Here is a 25,041-nt window from a genome sequence, read left to right on the forward strand (position 1 = left end):
GTCGTTGAAATGCCGGTGCAATCTTCCTCGGACACCAGCAAGCCGCTGTCGCCCGACGGTCCCTCGATAAAGCCGTCCAGCGACGTCAGCATGGAAGAGACGGTCTTTCCCGTCTGAGCTCTCCTTTCTGTTTTCACCAATTGGGCCATAACCGGAAGCGAGGCCGAGCAGGTAAGGCATCAGCCGGGCCGCTCCTAGCACAACAAATACCGACTTTCCCTTTTCGGGATCATGGTCTAGGCAGACGTTTGGATCGCGCCCGCAAACAGGGCGCCCAAAGGGGCCGCATCATGAGCAGGAAGACCCTGATCGCGCCATCGGTGCTGGCGTCGGATTTCTCGAAGCTCGGCGAGGAGGTCGAGGCGGTGACGGCGGCCGGCGCCGACTGGATCCATCTCGACGTGATGGACGGGCATTTCGTGCCCAACATCACCTTCGGCCCGCCGGTGATCAAGGCCATCCGCAACCGCACCAAGGCCTTTTTCGACTGCCATTTGATGATTGCGCCGGCCGATCCTTATCTGGCCGCCTTTGCCGATGCCGGCTGCGACGGCATGACCGTGCATGCCGAGGCCGGACCGCATCTCGACCGCTCGCTTCAGACCATCAAGGGTCTCGGCAAGAAGGCCGGCGTATCGCTCAATCCGGCGACGCCGGAAAGTGCGATCGAATATGTGCTCGACCGGCTCGACCTGATCCTGATCATGACCGTCAATCCGGGCTTTGGCGGCCAGGCCTTCATCCCGGCCATGGTCGACAAGGTCAAGCGGGTGAAAGCGCTGATCGGCAACCGGCCGATTCGCATCGAGATCGACGGCGGGGTGTCGCCGGAAACCGCCCCCCTGGTCACATCAGCCGGCGCCGATGTGCTGGTGGCAGGCGCCGCCATCTTCAAGGGCGGCAGCGTCGAAGCCTACCGGGCCAATATAGAAGCCATCCGAACCGCGGCCGACCGGGCTGCCGGCTGACATCAGTTCCAGGGCAAGTTCCCGGCTGGTCGGTTCTCCTCGGCCTGATCTCCCTGCCTGATCCTTCGATCTCCCAAGAAGCCGTCAACGGGTGGCAGCCGCAAGGGCATCGCGGCAAGCGACAGGATCGCGGCATCCGGCACTAGTTTTGGCCCATAAATCTAGTGGATAACTGCCGAAGTGATCTGCATGCGGGGAGAGGTCAATCCGGCGGCATGACGCGCGTTAAGAAAAAATTATCCGTATTCGGGATCTCGAAGCTGTTTCTCGAGGGCACCTGCCATGCTGGGAGACAAACTTTCTTCAGAAGAACAAGTTTTTCACGATTTTAGTTACTTCCGGGGGATAAGATGCGGTCAACCTTCCTCTTTAAGTCGAATATCGTGATCTTTCGCTTGAGGGGTGGATGCCTTAGGAGTTACAGTAAATTTACAGGGGAAATCGTTTGCTTCGCGAACGGGCTAGCGGAGCTTGGGAGAGCTACAGGAGTCATATTGACCTACGGATCTGCCGATGTGAGCGAAGGCGCGGGACCCAAGAGCACACTCGCTAGTACGGTCTATCAACAGCTTCGCGACGATCTCCTGCGCGGCGTGTTTGAAAGTGAAAGCAAGCTTCGTGTCGAATGGGTGGTTTCCCGTTACGGCGCCGGCGCCTCACCGGTTCGCGAGGCCCTCAACCGACTTGCTTCGGAGGGTCTGCTCGGCCGCCACGACCAGCGCGGTTTCTTCATCATGCCGGTCAGTGCCCCGGAACTCGAGGAATTGACGCGCACCCGCTGCTGGCTGGAAGAGCGGGCGCTGCGTGAATCCATTGCCAACCGCACCGGCGAATGGGAAGAGCAGCTCGTGCTGGCCTTGCATCGCCTGGCGCGTGCCCCGCGCCGCTTGCCGGAGGATCCGTCCTCGAACAATCCGGAATGGGAAAAGCTGCACCGCGCCTTCCATAGGGCCCTGATCGCAGGCTGCCGATCGCATTGGCTGACCGGCTTTTGCGACCAGCTTTCGGATCAGGCCTCCCGTTACCGGCTGATCTCCCAGGACGGCAGCGAGCGCGACGAAATCAGTGAACATCGGCTGATTGCGGAGCGCACGGTGGATGGCGATGCCGACGGCGCCGTTGAAGCCCTCCTCAACCACTACCGTCTGACGGCAGCCATGTGCATGGAGCGCTTCAACGACAGCGGCGATCCACGCGTGAGCGCCACCAAGGCGCTGCGCAGCCGCAGATAGAAGCGCTTCCGGTCCGCTATCCAAAATCCGCCCGCTATCCAAAATCGCCCGTTATCCAAGTCCGCTTGCCTTCATCTGATCGGCGGCAAACCCGATTTCACGTTTTTGCCGGACGGAGGCGAAATCGTTTCCTTTGTTCCAAGGCCATCCGGCTCTAAATCAAAGGGATAGAGCATGATGTCCTCCGAAAACCGCTTCACACTTTTCGGCATCATCTCTAGGGAATGCGCATGACCAATCACCTGTTCGACGCGTTCCGCAGCCGGATTTCAACCTCCGAGCGCATTCTGATGGCGACCGATGACGGACGCGCGATCGCCTATGGCGACATGCTGGCGCAATCAGCACAGCTGGCACATGCGCTGAGGCATTTCGGCGTCGAGCCTGGCGACCGCGTTGCCGTGCAGGTCGAAAAAAGCCCCGAATGCATTTTCCTTTACCTCGCCTGCCTGCGCGCCGGCGCGGTCTTCCTGCCGCTCAACACCGCCTACACGCTGGCCGAGCTCGGCTATTTCTTCGGGGATGCCGAGCCGCGGCTGGTCGTCTGCGACCCGGCCCGCGCCGGCGCCATCGCGCCGTTGGCGCAGGCGTCGGGCGCTGTCACCGTCACGCTTGGCAGCAACGGTGAAGGCTCTCTTACCGAACTGGCGGCACAACAGCCCACGGATTTCGACGCCGTGGCGCGCGGGCCGGACGATCTGGCCGCAATCCTTTACACATCCGGCACCACCGGACGCTCCAAGGGCGCCATGCTCAGCCATGAAAACCTGGCCTCCAATGCGCGCGTGCTGGTCGAGCAATGGCGTTTCACCGGGGACGACGTGCTGATCCACGCGTTGCCGATCTTCCATACGCACGGCTTGTTCGTCGCCACCAACGTCACCCTGATGGCCGGCGCCTCGATGCTGTTCGAGCGGAAATTCGACGCCGGCCGCATCGTCTCGCTCTTGCCCCGCGCGACAGTGCTGATGGGGGTGCCGACCTTCTATACCAGGCTCCTGCAGCAGGACGGGCTGGATGCCCAGGCGGCGAAGAACATCCGCCTGTTCGTTTCCGGCTCGGCGCCGCTGCTCGCCGAAACGCACAAGGCCTGGCGCGAGCGCACCGGCCACGACATTCTCGAGCGCTACGGCATGACCGAGACCAACATGAACACGTCGAACCCCTATGAGGGCGAGCGTCGGGCCGGCACGGTCGGCTTCCCGCTGCCCGGCGTTTCGCTGCGCATCGCCGACCCTGACAGCGGCGATGCGCTTGGCCAGGGTGAAGTCGGCATGATCGAGGTCAAAGGTCCGAATGTCTTTTCCGGCTATTGGCGCATGCCGGAAAAAACCAAGGCGGAGTTTCGCAAGGACGGCTTCTTCATCACCGGCGACCTCGGCATCATCGACGCGGACGGCTACGTCCACATCGTCGGCCGCGGCAAGGATCTCATTATCTCCGGCGGCTACAACATCTATCCCAAGGAGATCGAGAGCGAGATCGACGCCGTTGCCGGCGTCTTGGAAAGTGCCGTCATCGGAATTGCCCATCCCGATTTCGGCGAAGGCGTCACCGCTGTCGTGGTGCGGGCGCCGGCATCGCAGATCACCGGGGCCGAGATCGTTGGCGCCATTGCCGGCCAGCTGGCCAAATACAAGCACCCGAAGCAGGTGATCTTCGTCGACGAGCTGCCGCGCAACACGATGGGCAAGGTGCAGAAGAACCTGCTGCGCGAGACCTACAAGGGTCTCTACGGCTAATCCATAGCCGGCTAGTTTCTTTGCCCAAGCGCTTCGCCTGGACATCTCTGTTCGCGGTTCGGCAGTGGCGCCTTTTACGTGCGCGGCTTTTTCACCCGAGTGCTGGAACCCCACAAAGCGCGGTTCAGCAGGCTGCGTTTGCGCCTGCGCGGGATGAGGTCGACGTCGCTGACGAGCTTGGCGCCGCCCTCCCGCCGCTCCAGGATGATCTTGCGGCTGTGGAAGGCTTCGAGCTCCGCACGATGCGCCACGCTGATGATGGTGACGTCAGGCAGTTCGCGGATCACCGTCAACATCATCGTGTCCTGGCTCTTCTCGTCGAGCGCCGAAGTCGCTTCATCCAGCACCACGATATCGGGGCGATGCAGCAGCAGGCGCGCGAAGGCGAGGCGTTGCTTTTCGCCGCCCGACAGCGTCTGGTCCCATGGCGCCTCTTCCTTGATCCTGCCGGTGAGATAGCCAAGCCCCACCTTGTCGAGGGCAGCCTTGATTTGCTTGATGGTCCACTTGTCCGCCGCCGCGGGATAGGCGACCGCGCGGCGAAGCGTTCCGGAAGGGATGTAGGGGCGTTGCGGCAGCATGAACAGGCGCCTGTCGGTGTGGAAATTGACGCTGCCGCCGCCCCATGGCCACAGGCCCGCGACGGCCCGCACCAGCGTCGACTTGCCTGAACCGGATTCGCCTGAAACCAGCACCCGCTCGCCCGGCTCGATCACGACCTCGGTTTCCTTGACTACGGAGGTGCCGTCGTCGAGTGTCACGGAAAGATTGTCGAGGCTGAGGATGGCGCCGTCTTCCGCTTCGCCCCGGTTGATGCGTCCGAGCGCATCGCTCTGCTCGGCGCGCTCGAGCCCGTCGAGCGACATCATCAGCGAGGCAATGCGCCGCGCGGAGGCGTTCCAGTCGGCGAGGCGCGGATAGTTGTCGACCAGCCAGCCGAACGCGCCTTGCACGATGCCAAAGGCAGACGCCGCCTGCATCACCTCGCCAAGCGTCATCGAGCCTTCGAGGAATTTTGGCGCGCACAAAAGGATCGGCACGACCGGCGCAAACAGGCTCGATCCCTGCGACACCGCGGCCGTGCGCATGTGCTGTCCGGTCAGCAGCGCCCATTGCCTCAGCACATGGCCGAAATTCCTGTCGATGCCGCTGCGCTCCTCGTCCTCGCCTCCCAGCAAGGCGATGCTCTCGCCGTTTTCGCGCACGCGCGTCAGCGTGTAGCGCAGTTCGGCCTCCGCCTGGTTCTTCCGCTCGGAGAGCTGGACGAAGTCGCGGCCGATGACCACCATCGAGGTCGAGGTGATGGCGGCATAGATGATCGCGGTGATGACCAGAAAGCCGGGAATGGTGATGCTCTCACGGCCGATCGGCAGGGTGAGCGCGCCGCCGATGGTCCACAGCACGACGATAAAGGTCGAGGCCGACAGGAACGCGTTGAGGACGCCGGCGGTGAAATCGACCGGCGACTCGGTGGCGATGCGCAGATCCTCGGTCATGCGGGCCTCGGGGTTCTGGTGGTCGCCGCCCACGAGGTTCAGCTGGTAGTAGCGGCCGTTTGCCAGCCAGCGCGCGACGACCCCGGTGGTCAGCCAGGAACGCCAGCGGCGCTGGATCGTCATGCGCAGATAGACCTGCGCGACGACAAGGCTGCCGCTGCAGATCACCAGCGGCACGAATACGGCGCTGAGGAGATAGACTGTGCGGGCGTTGCGCTGCTCGAGGGCATCGAACATCGAGCGGTTCCAGACGTTGATGCCATACTGGAAACCGATGTTGATGCAGAGCAGCAGCAGCACTCCGATCGTCAAAGGCCAGGCGAGCTTGTCGCCATGCCTCCCCCAATAGCCGCGCCCGCTGATCCAGAAACGCCGCAGCAGATATTTCTTCCGCGCCTGCTCGGCCTGCTCAGGCGTCAGCTTGGGATCGGGTTCGACGGCATCCGGCGGCGGCGCGGCCTCGCCAGCGGGCTCGGACGCGGCTTCGGCGGCCGATGTTTTTTTCTCGCGCGGCGTGTCCTCGCGCGGTCGATCTCCGCGCGTTTGCCGTGACGGCTTTTCCCGGCGCGACTTCGGGGCATCGCGCGCTTCGATGCCGTCGGCCGGTTCCGATTTGGGTTTTGCCTCGGACATATGCCCCGACAACGACCTCCATATCAAAAGGTTTCATGGTATGCGCCTGCCCGACGTTTCAGGAACGCCCGTCATTGCGGATATAAAAGCCCAACGACATGTTCTGCGATGGCGAGGCTGGCGGTAAGGCCAGGGCTCTCGATGCCGAACAGATTGACGATCTGACCGCCCCCGTGGTCAGCCGGTCCCTGGATGACGAAGTCGGCGGCCGGCTGGCCCGGACCGGACAGTTTCGGCCTGACGCCGGCATAGGCCGGTTGCAGGGCGCCGTCCGCCAGGCCGGACCAGTAGCGCCTGATTTCGTCGTAGAAGGCAGCGCCTCGTGCGGGATCGACGGTATAGTCGACGCGATCGATCCATTCGACATCCGGGCCAAAGCGCGCGCTCCCCGACATGTCGAGGGTCAGATGCACGCCGAGGCCGCCATGGACCGGCACCGGATAGATCAGCCGCGAAAAGGGCGAGCGGCCGGAAAGCGCGAAATAATTGCCGCGCGCCAGCCACAGCGGCGGAACACGGTCTTGCGGGAGGCCTTCGATGCGGCCGGCGAGCGCCTGCGCGTCGAGGCCGGCGGCGTTGATGAAGGCGCCGGTCTTCAAGGTGAAACCCTCGCCATCGGCGTCGCGCGTGTCGATCCGGATGCCGTCGGCTTCGATGCTCGCGCCTGAGACAACGGTGAGCAAGGCGAAAGATGCGCCGGCCGCTTCCGCGTCTCCGCGCAATGACAGCATCAGCGCCTGGCTGTCGACGATGCCGGTTGACGGCGACAGCAGCGCGCCGGCGCAGCTCAGCGCCGGTTCCAGGCTTTCGGCCTCTGCGCGCGTCAAAAGCTTGAGGTCACCGACTCCGCATTGCGCCGCGTTGATCTGGATCGCCTGCAGTTTGTCCAACTGGTCGGGTTCGACGGCAACGATCAGTTTGCCGGTGCGATGATGGGCGACGTCGTGCTCGCGGCAATAGGCATAGAGACGCTCGCGGCCGTTGACGCAGAGACGGGCCTTCAGGCTGCCCGGCGTATAATGAAGCCCGGCATGGATGACTTCCGAATTGCGCGAACTGGTGCCCGTGCCGATGGCTGCGGCCTTCTCGACCACCAGCACCTCGCGGCCCGACAGCGCCAGCGCGCGGGCAATGGCGAGGCCGACAACACCGGCGCCAGCGACAACGCAGTCGACATCATGCATAAGTGGACTTTAGCGCGAACTTCCCGCGCCTGCAAAAACCTTGTCGCCGCCAACCCACGCACCGGTGACGTCGAGGTTGTCCGACAAAGCGACGATATCGGCAGCCGTGCCATTGGCGAAGCGGCCGAGCCGGTGTGCCTGGCCGACCGCCTGCGCCGGATAGAGCGAGGCCATGCGCAACGCTTCCGACACGTCCAGCCCGACGATCCTGTGCATGTAGCGGACGGCCGAGATCATATCGAGATCGGCGCCGGCCAGCGTGCCGTCGGCCAGCCGCAGACTGCCATCCTTGCGATAGATGATGCGGCCGTTGAGGGTGAACGACGTCATGTCGGTGCCGATCGTCGCCATGGCGTCGGTGACCAGCACGATCCTGCCCGGCCCCTGCTTGGCGCGCAGCGCGATCAGCATGGTGGCGGGATCGACATGGATGCCGTCGGCAATGATCCCGGCCGACAGACTGCCTATGTCGATGGCCGCACCCGCCAGCCCCGGCTCACGGTTGCCGATCTGGCTCATGGCGTTGAACAGATGTGTGACCACGCTGGCGCCCGCGTCGGCAAAGGCTCTGGCCGTGGCATAGCCGGTATCGGAATGGCCGAGGCTGACGACGATGCCGGCCTTGGCCAAAGCCGCAACACGGGCGGGCTCGACGGATTCGGGCGCGATCGTCGTCAGCAGCACCGGCAGGTCTTTGCGTGCCGCGACCAGCGCCGCTTCATCCGCATCCGTCATCGGCCGGATCAGAGCCGGGTCATGCGCCCCCTTGCGGGCGACCGAGAGATGCGGTCCCTCGAGATGCAGGCCGAGAAACCCCGGCAGTTTTTGCCGTGCCGCCTCGGTGCCGGCGGCAATGGCCGCGGCGGTGATGTCAGGCGTATCTGTGATTAGCGTCGGCAGCAGTGCGGTCGTGCCGAACGGCGCATGCGCCCGGCAGATTGTTGCCAGCGAGGCGACATCGGGATGGTCGTTGAGCATGACGCCGCCGCCGCCATTGACCTGCAGGTCGACAAAACCCGGCACCAGCATGCCGCCCCCGGCGTCGATGCGGGCAACGCCCGACGGAATGGCGCCGACGGGATGAATGCCTTCGACCACATCGCCGTGCACGACAAGGGCGGCGTTGTCATGCCAGTCGTCGCCATCGAAAATTCGGGCGCCAGTCAGGGCAAAACGGTCGCTCATACGGTTTCCGTCACCTTGCGCAGATTGCGCGGTACATCCGGATCGAGGCCGCGATGGCGGGCGAAGGCTTCGACGAAGCCGTAGAAGGAGACGATCAGCGTCAGCGGGTCGGTCAAGGGATGACCGGTGGCGACATGCGGCAGCCGCGCCGCGCTGTTGGCTTTGTCCGAGGTTACAAAAACTGCTGCACCCTTGCCGGCAAGGTTGTCGGCAGCCTCTGCCACGGACGGCTCGGAGGCATCGCGGGCGGCGAGCGCCAGCACCGGGAAGCCTGGCCCGACCAGCGCCAGCGGGCCGTGCATGACTTCGGCTGCACTGTAGGCCTCGGCATGCATGCCGCAGGTCTCTTTGAATTTCAGCGCCGCCTCGTCGGCCATCGCCGCCGACGGGCCACGGCCGAGGATGAACAGCGATTGCGGCGTCTCCAATGCGCCGGCCAGCGCCATCCAGTCGCAGGCGATCGCCTTGCTGAAATGCTCGGGCAGGCGGGCAAGGGCGGCCAGCAGTCTGTCGTCGCCGGTGCAATGCGCCATCAGCGCCAGGCCGGCGACCGCCGAATTGACGAATGTCTTGGTCGCCGCGACGCTGCGCTCGGGGCCGGCCAGAATGTCGATGGCAAAATCCGAAGCCCGCGCCAGCGGCGAATCGGCGGTGTTGGTGATGGCGACGGTGAGCGCACCGCCGGCCCGTGCCGTCTCGGCCATGGCGACGATGTCAGGGCTCATGCCGGATTGCGAGATGGCGAGGCACGCGGAACCGGCGAGCTTGAGCTTGGCGCCGTAGATCGAGGCGATCGACGGACCGACCGATGCCACGGCCAGGCCGGCGGTCAGTTCGACGGCATATTTCATGAAGGTGGCGGCATGGTCGGACGAACCGCGCGCGACGGTAACGACGAAGCTCGGATCGCGCTCGCGAATGCCGCGTCCGGCCTCGGTCAGCACCGCCGCCGAGCCATCGAGCAGACGCGCGACGGCTTGCGGAATTTCGTCGATCTCGCGCCGCATATGGGTGGTCTTGGGGATCATGGTCGGCCCTCTTCGCTCGGCCCTGTCAGGCGCAGTTCGGCGACGAAATCATAGGCGTCGCCGCGGTAGATGGAGCGGGTGAACTCGATCACCTTGCCGCTCGCGAGATAGGAAATGCGTTCGATGTGCAGGCCGGCAATGCCGGATGGCACTTCGAGCAGACGCGCATCGGCGTCGCCGAGATTGGCGGCGGAAATGCGCTGCACCGCCCGCACCGGCCGGTTGCCGGTCAGTTGCAGCGCCGCATAGAGTGACGAGCCTATCCCGGCCGGATCCGGCAGCACGCTGGCCGACAACGAGGCGCGCTCGATGGCCAGCGGCGTGTCGTTTGCGATGCGCAGGCGCGCCACGCGCGCCACCAGCTCGTTCGAGGACAGGCCGAGCACCATCATCTCGTCGGGCGAGGGCGGGTAGAGGTCGCGGTCGAGCCAGGCTGAACGCACCGCCATGCCGCGCCTTGCCATGTCCTCGGTGAATGAAGTGAGCCTGGACAGCGACTGCTCGACGCGCTCCATGCGCGGCGCCACGAAGGTGCCGGAGCCGTGGCGCTGCACGAGGATGCCGCCCTTGACTAGGTCCTGCACCGCCTTGCGGACGGTGACGCGCGAAATGTCGGCCTTGGTGGCGATGTCGCGCTCGGAAGGCAGCGCATCGCCCGGCCCGATCAGGCCGCGATTGACGGCGTCCTCGATGCTTTTCCTGAGCTGCAGGTAGAGCGGGGCGCCGCTCTGCGACGACTGCCTCAGCGTGGCGAAGATCTGGTCGGCGGCATCGCTCATCGCGTCGCCTCTGCTTTGACGAAGATGCGGGCCGCCATCTGCACGGCGCCGCCCAGCGCATCGTCGAGCGGCGCTTTCAGCAGCGCCTGGTAGCGCTGGGAAAGGCGCGGCCCATAGAGCGGCGCCAGCCCGCCGAGCAGGCAGAGCGGGGCGTCATCAGAGAGGTCGAGCGCGTGGAGCGACGCCTCGACATCGGCAACCGACTTGTCCACGATCCAGTTGGCGACGCTGTCGCCCTTCTCGGCATGCTCGAAAACCTTGGGCGCGAAGCCGCCGAAATCGCCGGGCTTGGCATTGGTGGTGAACTCGACCACGTCTTCGGGATTGTTGCGGAAAATGACCATCATGCTGTCGGTCAGGGCTGAGCGCGGCCGGACGCCGTCATGGGCGAGCAGCGTCTGCTCCAGCAGGTCGCGGCCGATCCGGGCGCCGCTGCCTTGATCACCGACCTGAAAGCCCCAGCCGCCGATGGCGCGCGACATGCCGCCCTTGCGCGCCATATAGGCGGTGCCGGTGCCGAGGATGGCCATGGCGCCGTCACCAGAGCCGACTGCCCCTTCGAGCGCGATCTCGGCGTCCGTCTCGACGCGGCTGATGCTGAACGGCAGGATTGCTTCAAGCTGCTGGCGGTAGGTGCCGACATTGGCGCCGGCAAGGCCGAGAATGGCTGGTGTCTGCGGGATCAGGTCCGGATCTTGCCCGGCGGCGATGAAGGCCTGACGAGCAGCCTCGACGATGTGGGTGCGAGCGCCGGTGAGATCGGTGCGGATGTTGGCGGCGCCGCTTTTGGCACGGCCAATGACAACGCCATCGCCTGTCGCAAGGGCTGCCCTGCAGCTGGTGCCGCCGCCGTCGATACCGAGCACGAATTTCACGCGATGTCTCCTCCGGGCGGATAATACCAATAAAATACCAATAGCCAAGGGATTAATTTCCGTTTCAAAAAGATTAAGGCGTATCAGGTTGAAAAACCCGGGAATTTCGCCGGCTCAACGATTTCCAGTTCGCAATTCGTTAATGCGTGTGGACAAGTGGTATTTTTTTGGTATTGTTCTTCCATCGGAGGGACAGGGATGGCCGAACCGCGCACCGAAGCGCTTCACAGCAATGCCGAGGGACTGGACATCCAGGCCCCGGACGCCATCCTTTCTTCTTTGGTCAATGCGCAGATCGAGGCCGCCAAGGCTGTGCGCGACGCCATTCCCGCCATCGCCGCCGCAGCCGAAATCATCGCCGGGCGGCTGAACGGCGGCGGCAAGCTCGCCTATGCTGCGGCCGGCAGCTCCGGCCTGATGGCGCTGGCCGACGCGCTGGAGTTGCCCGGCACCTTCGGCATCAAGCGCGAACGCATCGCCATCCTCATCGCCGGTGGCGACGACGCTTTCAAGACCCTGGCCGGCGGATCGGAAGACGACACCGACGAAGCCTCGACGGCAATTGCCGGCGCCGGCATCGGCAAGGGCGACTGCCTGATCGCGATTTCGGCCAGCGGCTCGACGCCCTATGCGGTGCAGGCGCTGAAGGATGCGCGCAGCCGGGGCGCGGCAACCATCGCCATTGCCAACAACAAGGACACGCCCCTGCTCAGGCTGGCCGACGTCGCCATCCTGCTCGAGACGCCACCGGAGGTGATTGCCGGCTCGACGCGCATGGGCGCCGGCACTGCCCAGAAGATCGCGCTCAACATGCTGTCGACGCTTACCGCCATTCATCTCGGCCATGTCCATGACGGCTACATGGTCAATCTCACCGCCGACAACATCAAGCTGCGCGACCGCGCGGCTCGCATCGTCGCCGCTATCAGCGGCCGCGACCGGCAAGACGCCGTGCGGCTGCTCGAAGCGAGCGGCGGCGTCGTCAAAACAGCCATTCTGCTCGCCGCCGGCGCTGCCAACGCCGTTGCGGCCGAGAAGATACTGGAAGGGACCGGCCAGAAGCTGCGGCCAGCCCTTTCCGCGATCGAGGGGAACAAGGGCGCGAAGGCCCCTGTTCTCAAAACCGAACCTGAAAAAGGTCAATAGGGAGACTAGCATGACAACGAAATTACTGACGGCACTGCTTCTCGGCACCAGCATTCTCGGCACCGCCGGGTTGGCTCACGCCGATGACGTAACGCTCAATATCGAAAGCTGGCGCGGCGACGACCTTGCCATCTGGAAGGACAAGCTGATCCCGGCTTTTGAGGCCAAGAACCCGGGCATCAAAGTGGTGTTCGCACCGTCGGCGCCGACCGAGTATGACGCCGCACTCGGCGCCAAGCTCGCCGCCGGCTCGGCTGGCGACCTGATCACCTGCCGCCCGTTCGACAAGTCGCTCGAACTGTTCAAGAAGGGCAACCTTGCCGACCTGTCGGCGCTGCCCGGCATGGAAAACTTTTCGCCCGTTGCCAAGGCGGCATGGCAGACCGACGACGGCAAGGCGAGCTTCTGCGTCCCGATGGCCTCGGTCATTCACGGCTTCATCTACAACAAGGACGCCTTCGACAAGCTCGGCCTCAAGGTGCCGACGACGCGTGACGAGTTCTTCGCCGCGCTCGACAAGATCAAGGCCGACGGCACCTACATCCCGATGGCCATGGGCACCAAGGACCTATGGGAAGCCGCGACCATGGGCTATCAGAACATCGGTCCGAACTACTGGAAGGGCGAAGAGGGCCGCGCAGCGCTGATCAAGGGCGACCAGAAGCTGACCGACAAGGACTGGGTTGCTCCCTATGAGGAACTGGCCAAGTGGAAGCCTTATCTCGGCGACGGCTTCGAGGCCCAGACCTATCCGGACAGCCAGAACCTGTTCACGCTTGGCCGCGCCGCCATCTACCCGGCGGGATCGTGGGAGATCGGCCTGTTCAACACCCAGGCGCAGTTCAAGATGGGCGCCTTCCCGCCGCCGGTCGAGAAGGCCGGCGACACCTGCTACATCTCCGACCATACCGATATCGGCATGGGCCTGAATGCGGCGTCGAAGAATGCCGACGCGGCCAAGACCTTCCTGTCCTGGGTCGCCTCGCCGGACTTCGCCACCATCTACGCCAACGCTTTGCCGGGCTTCTTCAGCCTAAATTCCACCCCGGTGAAGATGGAAGACCCGCTGGCGCAGGAATTCGTCTCCTGGCGCGACAAGTGCAAGTCGACGATCCGCTCGACCTACCAGATCCTGTCGCGCGGCACGCCGAACCTCGAGAACGAAACCTGGGTTGAATCGGCCAACGTCATCAACGGCACCGACACGCCGGAAGCTGCCGCCAAGAAGCTGCAGGACGGCCTCGACAGCTGGTACAAGCCGGGCAAGTAAGCTCAGGACAGACAGGCCCCCAAGTGGACGGCCCTGCGTTTTTCGATAGCATCATCGACTGCGAACGACGGCGCCGCCCCTCATCCGCCTGCCGGCACCTTCTCCCCGTATAGTGACGGGGAGAAGGATCAGCCGAAACGCAGGCGCCCCCTCTCCCCGTCCTTCACGGGGAGAGGGTAAGGGTGAGGGGCAGCGCTGCCGTCGAAGGCATTGCTAAACCTGATCGGCGGGGACCGCACTCATGGCCGCACAAACACGACCGAAGCGACCGTTCCGCTGGCATATCGGCGTCTTCCTGGCGCCGGCGCTGCTGGTCTATACGGCGATCATGATCCTGCCGCTCGCCGGCACGCTGCAGCTGTCGCTGTTCCGCAATGTCGATCAGCATCAGGTGTTCGTCGGTTTCACTAATTTCCGTACGTTGTTCGGCGACCCCAACTGGTCGGTCGGCTTCTGGAACGCGCTGCGGAACAATACCTGGTTCTTCATCATCCACATGGTGGTGCAGAACCCGATCGGTGTCATGCTGGCGGCATTGCTGTCCAGCCCGAGGCTGAGATTCGCCGCCTTCTACCGCACCGCGATCTTCGTGCCGACCATCCTGTCCTTCGTCATCGTCGGTTTCGCCTGGAAACTGATCCTGTCGCCGTTGTGGGGCGTGGCGCCGCATCTGATGGATCTGGTCGGCCTGAAAAGCCTGTTCACGCCGTGGCTCGGCAAACAACAATATGCCCTGACCGCGCTCAGCCTGATCTCGGTCTGGCAGTTCGTCGGCATTCCGATGATGCTGATCTATGCAGCACTCCTGTCGATCCCCGAAGAGGTGATCGAGGCTGCCGAATGCGACGGCATCACCGGCATGTCTCAGTTCTGGAAGATCAAGCTGCCGCTGATCCTACCCTCGATCGGCATCATCTCGATCCTGACCTTCGTCGGCAATTTCAACGCTTTCGACCTGATCTACACCGCACAAGGGGCGCTTGCCGGGCCGAATTATTCGACCGATATTCTGGGCACTTTCCTCTACCGCGCCTTCTTCGGCTTCCAGCTGCAGACCGGCGATCCCAATATGGGTGCGGCGATCGCCACGATGATGTTCCTGATCATCCTCGGCGGCGTCTGCGTCTACCTCTTCCTCGTCCAGACGCGCCTGCGTCGCTACCAGTTCTGAGAGGGGCGAGATGTCGAGCTTGAACACCCCCCTCTGGCCTGCCGGCCATCTCCCCCGCAAGGGGGAGATTGGCAGCTCTGGCCTTGCCGCTCGGCTTGCAACGTTGGCGATTGGCGAAAGCAGTCGCGGCATCTGATCTCCCCCCTTGCTGGGGAGATGTCCGGCAGGACAGAGGGGGGTGCCTTGGCGCCAACCTCGCCTGCCTTGGCTCGTCAGGAGACCTTCCAATGAGCACCGCCACTCGTTCGCTGCCCCGCACCATCGGCGCCCACGCGATCCTGCTGACCTACACGGCGATCGCGCTGTTTCCGGTGATCCTGGTCATCATGAATTCGTTCAAGTCCCGCGCCGGCATCTTCAGCGAACCGCTGACGCCGCCGACGCCAAAGACCTTCGACCTGATCGGCTATACCACCGTGATCGGGCAGGGCGACTTCATCCACTATTTTCAGAACAGCCTCGTCGTCACCGTCGCCTCGCTGTTCTTCGTGCTTCTGTTCGGCGCGATGGCGGCGTTCGCGCTCTCGGAATACCGCTTCCGCGGCAACACGCTGATGGGGCTTTACCTCGCGCTCGGCATCATGATCCCGATCCGGCTCGGCACCGTCGCCATCCTGCAATTGATGGTGGCGAGCGGGCTGGTCAACACGCTGACGGCGCTGATCCTGGTCTACACCGCGCAAGGGCTGCCGCTGGCCGTCTTCATCCTGTCGGAATTCATGAAGCAGGTGTCGGACGATCTGAAGAATGCCGGCCGTATCGACGGGCTGTCGGAATACACGATCTTCTTTCGGCTGGTGCTGCCGCTGGTGCGGCCGTCGATGGCGACGGTCGCCGTCTTCACCATGATCCCGATCTGGAACGATCTGTGGTTCCCGCTGATCCTGGCGCCGTCGGAAGAGACCAAGACGGTGACGCTCGGCGCGCAGTTGTTCCTCGGCCAGTTCGTCACCAACTGGAACGCCATCCTGGCCGCACTCTCGCTGGCGATCATGCCGGTGCTGACCCTCTACGTCATCTTCTCGCGGCAGCTGATCCGAGGCATCACATCCGGAGCCGTCAAGTGAGCGGAGCCCTACAAATCTCTGCTGGAGCCTTCACCCCACCCGGCGCTGCGCGCCGACCTCCCCATCAAGGGGAGGTAAAAGGTCGTGGCTTCATTCACGACCGCCAAAGGGCGACTTTCGGAGAAGCTTCTTTGGCAGTGAGGGTGTTCGCGCCAACGTCCTACCTCCCCTCGATGGGGAGGTCGGCGCGAAGCGCCGGGTGGGGTGACACCCTCTCAGAAGGAACAACTGGAACATCTGGAGTAGTTAGGTGACCTCTAAATCGCCCCTTCGCGTCGTCGTCGCAGGCCTCGGTAATATGGGGCGTAGCCATGCGCTGGCCTACCACACTAATCCGGGCTTCGAGATCGCGGCCCTGATCAACCGCTCCGACGTGCCGTTACCGGACGGGCTGTCGGGCTATGACATCCGTCGTTCCTTCGACGATGCATTGCGCGATGAAAAGCCCGACGTCGCCTGCATCGCCACCTATTCCGACAGCCATGCCGACTATGCGGTGAAGGCATTCGAGGCCGGCTGCCACGTCTTCGTCGAGAAGCCGCTCGCAACAACGGTGGCGGACGCCAAGCGCGTCGTCGCGGCGGCCAAGGCCAATGGCAGAAAGCTGGTGATTGGCTATATCCTGCGCCATCACCCGTCCTGGGTCCGGCTGATCGCCGAGGCGCGCAAGCTCGGTGGCCCTTACGTGTTCCGCATGAACCTCAACCAGCAATCGTCAGGCCCGACCTGGCAGACGCACAAGCAGTTGATGCAGACGACGTCGCCGATCGTCGATTGCGGCGTGCACTATCTCGACGTCATGCTGCAGATCACCGACGCCAAGCCGGTCGAGGTGCGCGGCATGGGGCTGCGGCTGACCGAGGAAATCGCGCCGACCATGTACAATTACGGCCATCTGCAGGTGCTGTTCGATGACGGTTCGGTCGGCTGGTACGAAGCTGCCTGGGGACCGATGATTTCGGAAACGGCGTTCTTCGTGAAGGACGTGATGTCGCCCAATGGCTGCGTGTCGATCGTCATGAAGGAAGGTGTGAAGTCGGACGACATCGACACCCACACCAAGACCTCGACCATCCGCCTGCACAGCGCTGCGACGGGTGCGGACGGCAAGTTCGCCAGGCCGGACGAGATGCTGTCGATGGACGGCGAACCCGGCCACCAGGATCTCTGCGACCTCGAACAGGCCTTCGTGCTGAAGGCGATCCGGGAAGACATCGACCTGACCCGCCACATGGACGACGCGGTGAAATCGCTCGCCGTCTGCCTTGCCGCCGATGAGAGCGTGCGCAGCGGCGCCCCAGTTAAGCTCTAGTAGGGCAAACTCTAGAACAAGGACGAAGCCGTGGGCTCGCTGGTAATCGAGAATGTGAAGAAGGCCTTCGGGCCGGTCGAGGTGCTGAAAGGCATCAACCTCGAAGTGACCGACGGCGAATTCGTCGTCTTCGTCGGCCCATCTGGCTGCGGCAAGTCAACCTTGCTCAGGGTCATCGCCGGGCTGGAGGATTCGACCTCCGGCAGGGTGGTGATCGACGGCGCCGATGTCTCGGCCACGCCCCCGGCAAAACGCGGCATCGCCATGGTGTTCCAGACGTACGCGCTCTACCCGCATCTGACGGTGAAGAACAATATGGGCCTCGGCCTCAAGCAGGCCGGCACGCCCGCCCCGGAGATCGAACGCCGCATCGGCGTCGCCTCGTCGATGCTGTCGCTGGAACCGTATCTCGAGCGGCGGCCGGCGGAACTGTCGGGCGGCCAGCGCCAGCGCGTCGCCATCGGCCGCGCCGTGGTGCGTGAGCCGAAACTGTTTCTCTTCGACGAGCCGCTTTCGAACCTCGACGCTGCGCTTCGCGTCAACACGCGACTGGAGATCGCGCAGCTGCATCGCCGGCTGAAGGCAACGATGATCTACGTCACCCATGATCAGGTCGAGGCGATGACGCTGGCCGACAAGATCGTCGTGCTCAACGCCGGCCAGATCGAGCAGATCGGCGGCCCGATGGAGCTTTACAATTCGCCGGCAAACGAGTTCGTCGCCGGCTTTATCGGCTCGCCGAAGATGAATTTCATCGACGGCGCCAGATTGGGCGAGACGGCCAAGACGATCGGCGTGCGGCCGGAGCATCTGACCGTGGATCCAAGGTCCGGTGCCTGGAAGGGAACGGTAGTGCACGCCGAACATCTCGGCGCCGACACCAACCTCTATCTCGACTGCGAAAAGGCCGGGCTGATCACGGTGCGCATTTTCGGTGTCTACGACGCCGAGCCCGGTGCGACGCTGTATGCAACGCCCGAGCCGGGTAAGACATACCGGTTTGGGGCGGACGGCAAGACGATCAAGTAATCCTTCGCCGACAGCAATCACGGCGATCACACCGCGCCGAGCAGCACCGCGCCATGGATCGCCGCCTGCCAGCCCAGGGCCGCCCAGCGTATGTCCAGAGGCTCTACAACAAGCGAATGCGGCAGGCTGTCCGCGATGCGCTGCTTGAGCGTCTGGCGGGGATAGGACTTCATGTCGACGATACCGCCGCCGATCAGGATCGTCTGCGGGGAAAACAGGGCGGCTGCGGTTGCGACGGCCACCGCCTGCTGCCAGACGATTTCGTCGAGCCATTCGCGCAGCGATGGCGGCTGCCCGGCCGCCGAAAACAGATCGGCCACCGGGATATCGTAGTCTGTCGCGAGTTCGACGAGCGTTGCCCCTGAGGCATAGGTCTCGACCCGGTTTGGCGGACCGCTTTCGTCGGGCCGGTAGATCGGCATGTGGCCGATCTCGAGCGCCCAGCCGCCACCCCTGAAAATGCCGTCCTTGCCGAGATAGGCGCACCGATGCCGGTGCCGAGATAGACCGCCAGCACCTCCTTTTGCCGCTTCACTGCGCCGGCGACGCTTTCACCCAGCAATTGCAGCACGACGTCGCGTTCGAGCCGCACGGGAACGCGGAGCCGCGATGCCAGTTCCGTACCCAGCCGGATGCCGTTCAGCTCGGGAATCCACCGGGATGCCGTGGTCGGCAAAGCCAACCTTGACCGACGTGCCGCCGATCTCGACCACGGCGATCGTGTCGTCCATCGTTTGATGCGTCATGCGAGCGGTTCCAGGAATTCCGAAAGACAGGCGCGGAATTCCAGCCGGTAGGCGGCGCGATCCTGCGATTTGGCTGTGATGGTGCAAAGCCGGGCCGACGGAATGAGTCCGGCCAGCGTCTGTGCGTCGGCCAGGCGATGGACGAGGTCATGGTCATGGCCGATGACAAGAGTCGGCACCGCGATAGCGCGGATGTCCGCCTCGCTCACGCCGGGACCATCGCCGGCGATCGCCGAAAGCAGCCTGCCGAACAGAACCGGGTCCGGGCGAGTGAAGAAGCCTTGCAGGCTGCCGAGATTGTCCGGCGCCAATCTGGCCAGTTCGCCGGCAACAGCGCTGTCATCGAACAGACGCCTGGCGTCTTCAGGCGAATGCCGCATCAAGAGATCGCCGACGACGGCATAGGGCCTCATATTTTCCGGAGCCGCCTGGGCTACCCAGGCGGGCCGGGCGAGCACCAAAGCGCGCACACGGGCCGGCCTATGCACTGCCAGGCGCAGCGCCAGCGCCGCACCCATCGAAATGCCGCCGACGACGGCCGGACCGATGCCGAGATCGTCGGCGAGCGCTTCGACATCTTCAGCAAAAGTCGCAATCGAAAGCCGCTCGACCGGCCCGTAGCCGGATCCACCCTGGCCACGGCATTCGAGCGTCACCCGCCGTGTCTGCGGCAGGTCGGGAAACACGTCGGCGACCTGCGCTTCATCACCGCCCAGCCCATGCTGAAAGATGACGGGGAAGCCGGCGCCGACGTCCCGGTAAGCAAGGTCGGCACCGTCGCGGCTGAAGGTCTGTTTCACGCTCTTCCGCTTTCTTCGAGCGCAGAGCGAAGGAAGGCGCCCACGCCGGGCGCCTCGGCCTCCATCAGGCCGTGCGTGATCAGGGGGCCGTCGAACCCGGCAGCTTGAAGGCGGCTAATGAAATGCGGGAAGTCGACAACGCCCTGTCCGGCGGCGGCAAAACTGCCGTCGGCATGGCGGTCCTTGGCATGGGCCATGCCGATCTCGGCGGCCAGCAGGTCGACGGCCTCGTCGATCAGGCGATGACGCTCCGCGCTGTCAGCCACTTCGAACAGATTGGCCGGGTCGAGCACAATGCGCAGGCGCTTGCTGTTCACCTCATCGAGCAGGCGGCGTGCGGCCCGCGCGCTGGAGACGACATTGGCAAGTTCCGGTTCGATGCCAAGCTCGATGTCGAAGCGCTCGGCAATCGCGATCGCGGCTTCCATCTCCACCCGAAGATCGCTCCAGGCGGCGTCAGTGGCATTGTCGGCATGCCAGCGCCACTGATCCTCAGCATCCCTGGTGCCGGTGCACAGCGTAATCAGCCGCGTGCCCATGTCAGCGCATGACGCAGCCAGTACCTCGAGCCGGGCGAGTCCCTGATCGCGAACCCTGCGATCGGGATGGATCATGTTGTAGGTTCCAGACACTGCTGCAATCGAAACACCGGTCTGGCGGCTCGCCTCAACGACGGATCGGGCCGCATCCGGCTCGATGCTGTCCGGCATCGACGGCAGTCCAAGGCACGCCAGGTTGAACTGCGCCGCCGCGTAGCCGGCGTCCGCGACCGCGCGCAGAACCGGCAAGGCGCCGGTGGTGGTGAAGGTCTTGGCGAAGATCCCAAGCTGCATCACACGACCCCGTCGACGTCGGCGAGGCGGACGGCGCGGCCGCCGGCAGCGGCGGAGCGGGCGATGGCCGCCATCCCCCTGACCGATGCGATGCCGTCGTCTATGCCGGCGCCAACCATGGGCGCGCCATTCAGCACGACATCGGCAAAGCCTTCGAGCTGGCGGCGATAGAAGTGACCGTCTGCGCCAAGCGTGCGATGCCAGCTGCCATCGGCCTCGCGGAAAATGTCGACCTCGCTGCTCTTGTAGTACCAGGGGTTATAGGTCTTCGCGAGAACGCTGCCGTTCTGACCATAGATCTGAAACCCTTCGTGCCAGTCCATGCGCACGGCAACCGTCAGGTCGAGATGGCCGACCGACCCGTCGGCGAAGATGGTGGTGATGAACCAGCAATAGGCGCCGTAGCGCTCGGTGAGCCGGGCCTCGACAGCCTCGATTGGGCCGTGCAGATGGCGCGCCGTGTCGATGAGGTGGCTGCCATGCGCCAGCATGTAATACTGGCGCAGATCCGCCTTGGGATTGACGGAAGGCTTGCGCGCCTTGGTGCTGGTGATGATCAGCGGCTGGACCGCATCGGTCATCGGGTAGCGATGGGTGCTGTCGCAATACCAGCCCTTGAACGCCAGCCGCTCACCCATCTCGTCGTCGACGAAGGCCTTGGCCGCCTGGATGCCGGGATCGAAGCGCTTCATATGACCGACCTGGAGCACCTTGCCGCTCCTGTCGACCGCCGCCCGCAAGCCTTCGACTTCCTCGACCGAAACGCCCAGCGGCTTCTCGCACAGCACGTGCTTGCCGGCATCCAGCGCCAGTTCCGTGGCCTTGACGTGGAACGTGTCCGATGTCGCGATGATGACGGCATCGAGGTCGGGATCGGCCAGCATCTGGCCATAGTCGGCATAGGATTTTTCGGGCGCGTAGGTCGCCGCCATCCTGTCGCGCAGATCGTCGGCGACATCGCAGATGGCATAGAGATCGGCATTGCGCGCCTTGGTGCAGGATTCGAAATGCGCCGCCTGCGCAATCGGACCGCAGCCGAGCACGCCGACACGCAGCCGCTTTTCATCTTTGCGAGGCATGGAATCTTTCTCCTGATTAGCGCGCGGCGAGGCCGCGAAGTTGAAATTGCGGATCGCCCGACAAAGCTGCCTGATGCAGCAGGCAGGCAGCGCCCAATGCCGGACCGTCGGCGCGGACGCGCGCCAGTTCGATCCGGGGAACGGGATAGCCTTCGGCGAGGAAGTCCGACAGGAAAGCCTCGACCTGCTCAGCGACGAAAGGATAGACGGCATTGACCGAGCCCGAGAGGATGATGCGCTCCGGCTGCAAGGTGCAGGCAAGTGTCGCCAGGCCGCGGCCGAACCAGAGCGCCCAGTCGCGCGCGGTGGCAACGGCTGCCGGATCGCCGGCGGCCAGCGCTGCGACAAACTCATCCACGCCGGCGCGCAGTCCGCTTATGTGCAAATAGCGAGCCAGTAAAGCATCCTTGCCGACATAGGATTCCAGTCGGCCCGGGCGCTTCGCGTCGAAGACAAAACCTTCGTCGCCGATGCGCAGATGCCCGATTTCGCCGGCGCCGCCGAGCCGGCCGCGATGCAGCCTGCCGGCATTGATGATGCCGCCGCCAACGCCGTTCTCGATCAGGATGACCAGAGCATCCTCATGGTCCTTGCCCGGCTGCGCCCGGTATGTCTCGGCCACCGCCACGGCATTGGCATCGTTTTCCAAGAGGATCGGAAAGTCCGCGCCAAAGGCAGTGCGCAAAAGCTCCGCCAGATTGACCCCGTGCCAGCCAAGGATGGTGGCATGGTATGAAATCCCGTCGGCGGCGGGGAAGCCGGGCACGGCGACATTGAGCCCGTAGGGGCGCGTGCCCGCAGGCAATTGTGAGCGGATCTCGGCGACGAGTTCCCCGATGATGTCGACCGCGGCTTCGGGCGTGCTACCGGGGCCGGCAAATGCCCTAGAGGCGCTCGCACGCCGCGCGCCGGCAAGGTCGACAGCCACGGCTGCGATCCAGTTGACGCCGATATAAGCGCCAAGGAAGAAGCCGCCATTGCCGTCGATCTCGACAAGGATACCGGGACGGCCGACCCGACCCTCGCTATCCTGCTCGTCGTCCGTTCCATCCGACCGCTCGCGCGCCAGACCGGCTTCGGTCAGCCCCAGCACCAGGGCGCCGGTGGTCGACCGGGTCAGGCCGAGATCGCGTGCGAGCGCCGCTCGGCTCAACGCGCCGACACGAAACAGCGCCGCAAGTGCCCGCGTTTCGTTCGGCCGAAGATCGGTCGACACCAGCACGTCGTTCTCCACAATTTGTTTGATTATCATACTAATAGAATTTCTAGGCGGTTTGAAAGGCCCAAGGTTGGGTGCATTGCAACAAATATTCAGCATCCCCAGGCCCATTGACCCAAGTTTCAAACGATGATTTGTATCAGAAACTTACAAATTGGCATGGGAGGATGCGATGCCGGTTCTAGCGCGTCTCGAACACATCGTGAAGGATTTCGGTGCCGTCCGCGCGCTGGACAATGTCTCGCTCGACATCAACGAGGGCGAGGTTCTCGGCCTGATGGGCGACAATGGCGCCGGCAAATCGACGCTGGTCAAAACCATCGCCGGAAATTTCCAGCCGACATCAGGCGCCTCCCAAGCCTGTCCTCCGGCCGCATCGGCCGGGGGACATCTCCTCGAAAGAAGGCTTGTCAGTTGCCCGCTTCGCAATCAGAGACTGCTTGCGTCTCTCCAGCAGGCGATCAGATGACCGTCGCCGGCCTGCCTGACGGGTGGTTGCGCCTTTCGGCAATCGGGCAGCGCGACAGGACAGCGGGCGGCAAAGGAGCATCCGGAGGTCTCGGCATCGTGTGCCGCGACGTGGAGCTGAGCCGGAGCCCTCGGCGCCGTCTCATCCGAGGACGCGGCCAGAAGCAGCTTCGTGTAGGGGTGGTTGGGGCCACGGAAAATCTGCTCGGATGACCCCGTCTCGACCAGCCGGCCGCGGCCATATAGCGCACCACCCTGAGGTCGTGGCTGATGAACAGATAGGTGGTGTCCTTGTCGCGCTGCAGGTCGTTGAGCAAATTGAGCACGGTCGCCTGCACGGAAACGTCGAGCGCAGAGGTCGGCTCGTCCAACACCACGAGCTTCGGCACGCCGGCAAAGGCGCGCGCAATCGCCGCACGTTGGCGCTGGCCACCAGACAGCGATCTCGGCTTCTGGTCGACGGTCGTAGCGGCAAGACGAACCGAGGCCAGGAGATCGGCGACACGCTGCTTCACCTCGCTGCGGCCAAAGCCGGCGAGCCGCCGCAGCGGACGGCCGAGGATCCTGCCGATCCGCTGGCGCGGATTGAGCGTGCGGTCGGGTGACTGGAACACCATCTGCACGTCGCGCCGTTCGCTCAGGCTTCTTTTCTCGACGAGCGGCGCGACAGTGCTGCCGAACAGCTCGACCGACCCAGCGTCCGGCGTCTGGAGGCCAGTCACGATCCTTGCCAATGTCGACTTGCCGGAGCCGGATTCGCCGATCAGCCCGAACGTCTCGCCCTGGGCTATCTCCAGGTCGATATCGTGCAGGACGGCCTGGCAGCCGAAGGCGTGGCTGATGCCTTTGCAGGCGACGGCGATCGGACGTGCGGCTTCCGGTTGATCGCTGCGGACAGGCTTCGACGGGCCGGTTGTGTGCATCTCGGCCAGCCTGCCGTCGCGCTTGGTGAAGTTGAGCGCCGGGATCGAGGCGATCAGCGCCTTGGTGTACGCGTGAACAGGGTTCTCGAAGACATCGTTGGCGATGCCGCTTTCGACCACCGTCCCCGACTGCATCACGGCCACCCGATCGCAGGCCCGGCGGACCATGTTGATGTCATGGCTGATCAGCAGAACGCTGGTTTGGTGATCGCGGCGCAAGTCCTGCAGGATGGCGACGATCTCGGACTGGACGCTGGCGTCAAGCGCCGTCGTCGGCTCGTCCAGCACCAGCAGCGACGGGTCGAGCGCAATGGCAATCGCGATGTTGGCGCGCTGCTGCATGCCGCCCGACAATTCGTGCGGATAGAGATCGAGCACCCGCTCCGGATTGCTCACCCTGACGCGGCCGAGCAACTCGGCGGCGCGGGTGCGTGCTTCGTCCTGCCGAACCGGGCGATGCCGCATGATCGTCTCGGTGATCTGCCGGCCAATCGTCATGGCCGGATTGAGCGCCGCACCCGGATGCTGGTAGACGGCCGCGATGCGATCGCCCCTTAGCCGGCGCAGCTGTTCGCCGGAGAGATTGCGGATCTCGCGGCCCTGGAACTCGAGCGCCGACGCGGCGATCCGGGCGTTACTCGGCAGATAGCGCAGAATAGCGAGTGCCACCGAGCTTTTGCCCGAGCCGGACTCGCCGACAAGGCCGAGCGCTTCGCCTTCGCCGATGGTGAGCGACACGCCGTTGACGGCCGGATGCGATCCTCGGCGTTCATCATAGGCGACGGTGAGCTGCTCGACGTTCAGAACCGATGACGACATGTCTTGCTGAAACCACTTTCTTTCGGCGCGGTCTTCG

The 25,041-nt window shown here is 64.2% G+C and carries 21 protein-coding genes and 3 pseudogenes; 10 read left to right on the forward strand and 14 right to left on the reverse strand.

Going from position 1 to position 25,041, the window contains the following annotated elements:
* Nucleotides 1-290: 290 nt before the first annotated feature.
* The 3 genes from rpe to NLY37_RS25600 all read left to right on the forward strand — a co-directional run bounded on the left by rpe (nucleotide 291) and on the right by NLY37_RS25600 (nucleotide 3,942).
* Nucleotides 291-968 carry a ribulose-phosphate 3-epimerase gene (rpe, locus tag NLY37_RS25590; RefSeq protein WP_023742548.1) on the forward strand — a complete coding sequence of 226 codons (678 nt, stop codon included), beginning with the start codon at nucleotides 291-293 and terminating at the stop codon, nucleotides 966-968.
* A 494-nt stretch (nucleotides 969-1,462) separates the two neighbouring features.
* Nucleotides 1,463-2,200, forward strand: coding sequence for a GntR family transcriptional regulator (locus tag NLY37_RS25595; protein ID WP_023694237.1), 738 nt, complete (start codon nucleotides 1,463-1,465; stop codon nucleotides 2,198-2,200).
* Nucleotides 2,201-2,430: 230 nt separating this feature from the next.
* Nucleotides 2,431-3,942 (forward strand): malonate--CoA ligase, encoded by a 1,512-nt coding sequence (locus NLY37_RS25600; protein ID WP_031246392.1) that lies wholly within the window; start codon nucleotides 2,431-2,433, stop codon nucleotides 3,940-3,942.
* A gap of 74 nt (nucleotides 3,943-4,016) precedes the next feature.
* Here NLY37_RS25600 and NLY37_RS25605 read toward each other — a convergent pair whose 3' ends face one another.
* The 6 genes from NLY37_RS25605 to NLY37_RS25630 all read right to left on the reverse strand — a co-directional run bounded on the left by NLY37_RS25605 (nucleotide 4,017) and on the right by NLY37_RS25630 (nucleotide 11,122).
* Nucleotides 4,017-6,071, reverse strand: a complete 2,055-nt coding sequence (locus NLY37_RS25605; protein ID WP_023742547.1) for an ABC transporter ATP-binding protein/permease — start codon at nucleotides 6,069-6,071, stop codon at nucleotides 4,017-4,019.
* 71 nt (nucleotides 6,072-6,142) lie between these two features.
* Nucleotides 6,143-7,255 (reverse strand): NAD(P)/FAD-dependent oxidoreductase, encoded by a 1,113-nt coding sequence (locus NLY37_RS25610; RefSeq protein WP_023834395.1) that lies wholly within the window; start codon nucleotides 7,253-7,255, stop codon nucleotides 6,143-6,145.
* A 9-nt stretch (nucleotides 7,256-7,264) separates the two neighbouring features.
* Nucleotides 7,265-8,440 (reverse strand): N-acetylglucosamine-6-phosphate deacetylase, encoded by a 1,176-nt coding sequence (nagA, locus tag NLY37_RS25615; RefSeq protein WP_023742546.1) that lies wholly within the window; start codon nucleotides 8,438-8,440, stop codon nucleotides 7,265-7,267.
* Nucleotides 8,437-9,468 (reverse strand): SIS domain-containing protein, encoded by a 1,032-nt coding sequence (locus NLY37_RS25620; RefSeq protein ID WP_023742545.1) that lies wholly within the window; start codon nucleotides 9,466-9,468, stop codon nucleotides 8,437-8,439. Before NLY37_RS25620 ends, nagA begins: the two co-directional genes overlap by 4 nt.
* Nucleotides 9,465-10,247 carry a GntR family transcriptional regulator gene (locus NLY37_RS25625; RefSeq protein ID WP_023668847.1) on the reverse strand — a complete coding sequence of 261 codons (783 nt, stop codon included), beginning with the start codon at nucleotides 10,245-10,247 and terminating at the stop codon, nucleotides 9,465-9,467. The genes NLY37_RS25620 and NLY37_RS25625 overlap by 4 nt, the downstream gene beginning before the upstream one ends.
* Nucleotides 10,244-11,122: a glucosamine kinase nucleotide-binding domain-containing protein gene (locus tag NLY37_RS25630; protein WP_023742544.1), complete on the reverse strand. Its 879-nt coding sequence runs from the start codon at nucleotides 11,120-11,122 to the stop codon at nucleotides 10,244-10,246. The genes NLY37_RS25625 and NLY37_RS25630 overlap by 4 nt, the downstream gene beginning before the upstream one ends.
* Before the next feature lie 198 nt (nucleotides 11,123-11,320).
* Here NLY37_RS25630 and NLY37_RS25635 point away from each other — a divergent pair, with 198 nt between their 5' ends.
* The 6 genes from NLY37_RS25635 to NLY37_RS25660 all read left to right on the forward strand — a co-directional run bounded on the left by NLY37_RS25635 (nucleotide 11,321) and on the right by NLY37_RS25660 (nucleotide 18,117).
* Nucleotides 11,321-12,268, forward strand: a complete 948-nt coding sequence (locus tag NLY37_RS25635) for an N-acetylmuramic acid 6-phosphate etherase (protein WP_031246390.1) — start codon at nucleotides 11,321-11,323, stop codon at nucleotides 12,266-12,268.
* Nucleotides 12,269-12,278: 10 nt separating this feature from the next.
* On the forward strand, nucleotides 12,279-13,538 hold the full coding sequence (locus NLY37_RS25640; protein ID WP_023668844.1) for an ABC transporter substrate-binding protein: 1,260 nt from the start codon (nucleotides 12,279-12,281) through the stop codon (nucleotides 13,536-13,538).
* A 241-nt stretch (nucleotides 13,539-13,779) separates the two neighbouring features.
* The gene (locus NLY37_RS25645; protein ID WP_023702499.1) at nucleotides 13,780-14,709 is read left to right on the forward strand and encodes a carbohydrate ABC transporter permease; all 930 of its coding nucleotides are present in this window, start codon (nucleotides 13,780-13,782) and stop codon (nucleotides 14,707-14,709) included.
* A gap of 227 nt (nucleotides 14,710-14,936) precedes the next feature.
* Nucleotides 14,937-15,776, forward strand: coding sequence for a carbohydrate ABC transporter permease (locus tag NLY37_RS25650; protein WP_023668842.1), 840 nt, complete (start codon nucleotides 14,937-14,939; stop codon nucleotides 15,774-15,776).
* Nucleotides 15,777-16,026: 250 nt separating this feature from the next.
* Nucleotides 16,027-17,088, forward strand: coding sequence for a Gfo/Idh/MocA family protein (locus NLY37_RS25655; protein ID WP_023732573.1), 1,062 nt, complete (start codon nucleotides 16,027-16,029; stop codon nucleotides 17,086-17,088).
* A 30-nt stretch (nucleotides 17,089-17,118) separates the two neighbouring features.
* Nucleotides 17,119-18,117, forward strand: a complete 999-nt coding sequence (locus NLY37_RS25660) for an ABC transporter ATP-binding protein (protein ID WP_023668840.1) — start codon at nucleotides 17,119-17,121, stop codon at nucleotides 18,115-18,117.
* Nucleotides 18,118-18,143: 26 nt separating this feature from the next.
* Here NLY37_RS25660 and NLY37_RS25665 read toward each other — a convergent pair whose 3' ends face one another.
* From NLY37_RS25665 to NLY37_RS25690, 6 genes and pseudogenes are all read right to left on the reverse strand, one after another.
* Nucleotides 18,144-18,578 carry an ROK family protein gene (locus tag NLY37_RS25665; RefSeq protein ID WP_280799750.1) on the reverse strand — a complete coding sequence of 145 codons (435 nt, stop codon included), beginning with the start codon at nucleotides 18,576-18,578 and terminating at the stop codon, nucleotides 18,144-18,146.
* Nucleotides 18,579-18,649: 71 nt separating this feature from the next.
* Nucleotides 18,650-18,709, reverse strand: a pseudogene (locus tag NLY37_RS25670) (hypothetical protein); the annotation flags it as partial.
* A 150-nt stretch (nucleotides 18,710-18,859) separates the two neighbouring features.
* On the reverse strand, nucleotides 18,860-19,663 hold the full coding sequence (locus NLY37_RS25675; protein WP_023694228.1) for an alpha/beta fold hydrolase: 804 nt from the start codon (nucleotides 19,661-19,663) through the stop codon (nucleotides 18,860-18,862).
* The gene (locus NLY37_RS25680; protein WP_023694227.1) at nucleotides 19,660-20,496 is read right to left on the reverse strand and encodes a sugar phosphate isomerase/epimerase family protein; all 837 of its coding nucleotides are present in this window, start codon (nucleotides 20,494-20,496) and stop codon (nucleotides 19,660-19,662) included. The genes NLY37_RS25675 and NLY37_RS25680 overlap by 4 nt, the downstream gene beginning before the upstream one ends.
* On the reverse strand, nucleotides 20,496-21,575 hold the full coding sequence (locus tag NLY37_RS25685) for a Gfo/Idh/MocA family protein (protein ID WP_023694226.1): 1,080 nt from the start codon (nucleotides 21,573-21,575) through the stop codon (nucleotides 20,496-20,498). Before NLY37_RS25685 ends, NLY37_RS25680 begins: the two co-directional genes overlap by 1 nt.
* 16 nt (nucleotides 21,576-21,591) lie before the next feature.
* On the reverse strand, nucleotides 21,592-22,827 hold the full coding sequence (locus NLY37_RS25690) for an ROK family transcriptional regulator (RefSeq protein ID WP_023742542.1): 1,236 nt from the start codon (nucleotides 22,825-22,827) through the stop codon (nucleotides 21,592-21,594).
* 139 nt (nucleotides 22,828-22,966) lie between these two features.
* Here NLY37_RS25690 and NLY37_RS25695 point away from each other — a divergent pair.
* Nucleotides 22,967-23,146: pseudogene (locus NLY37_RS25695) on the forward strand (ATP-binding cassette domain-containing protein); the annotation flags it as partial.
* A gap of 77 nt (nucleotides 23,147-23,223) precedes the next feature.
* Here the strand turns inward: NLY37_RS25695 and NLY37_RS25700 are convergent.
* Nucleotides 23,224-23,490, reverse strand: coding sequence for an oligopeptide/dipeptide ABC transporter ATP-binding protein (locus NLY37_RS25700; protein ID WP_353621653.1), 267 nt, complete (start codon nucleotides 23,488-23,490; stop codon nucleotides 23,224-23,226).
* A 68-nt stretch (nucleotides 23,491-23,558) separates the two neighbouring features.
* Nucleotides 23,559-25,004: pseudogene (locus NLY37_RS25705) on the reverse strand (ATP-binding cassette domain-containing protein); the annotation flags it as partial.
* Between the last annotated feature and the right edge of the window lie 37 nt (nucleotides 25,005-25,041).

The organism is Mesorhizobium sp. C395A (assembly GCF_030323205.1).
GTDB lineage: Bacteria > Pseudomonadota > Alphaproteobacteria > Rhizobiales > Rhizobiaceae > Mesorhizobium.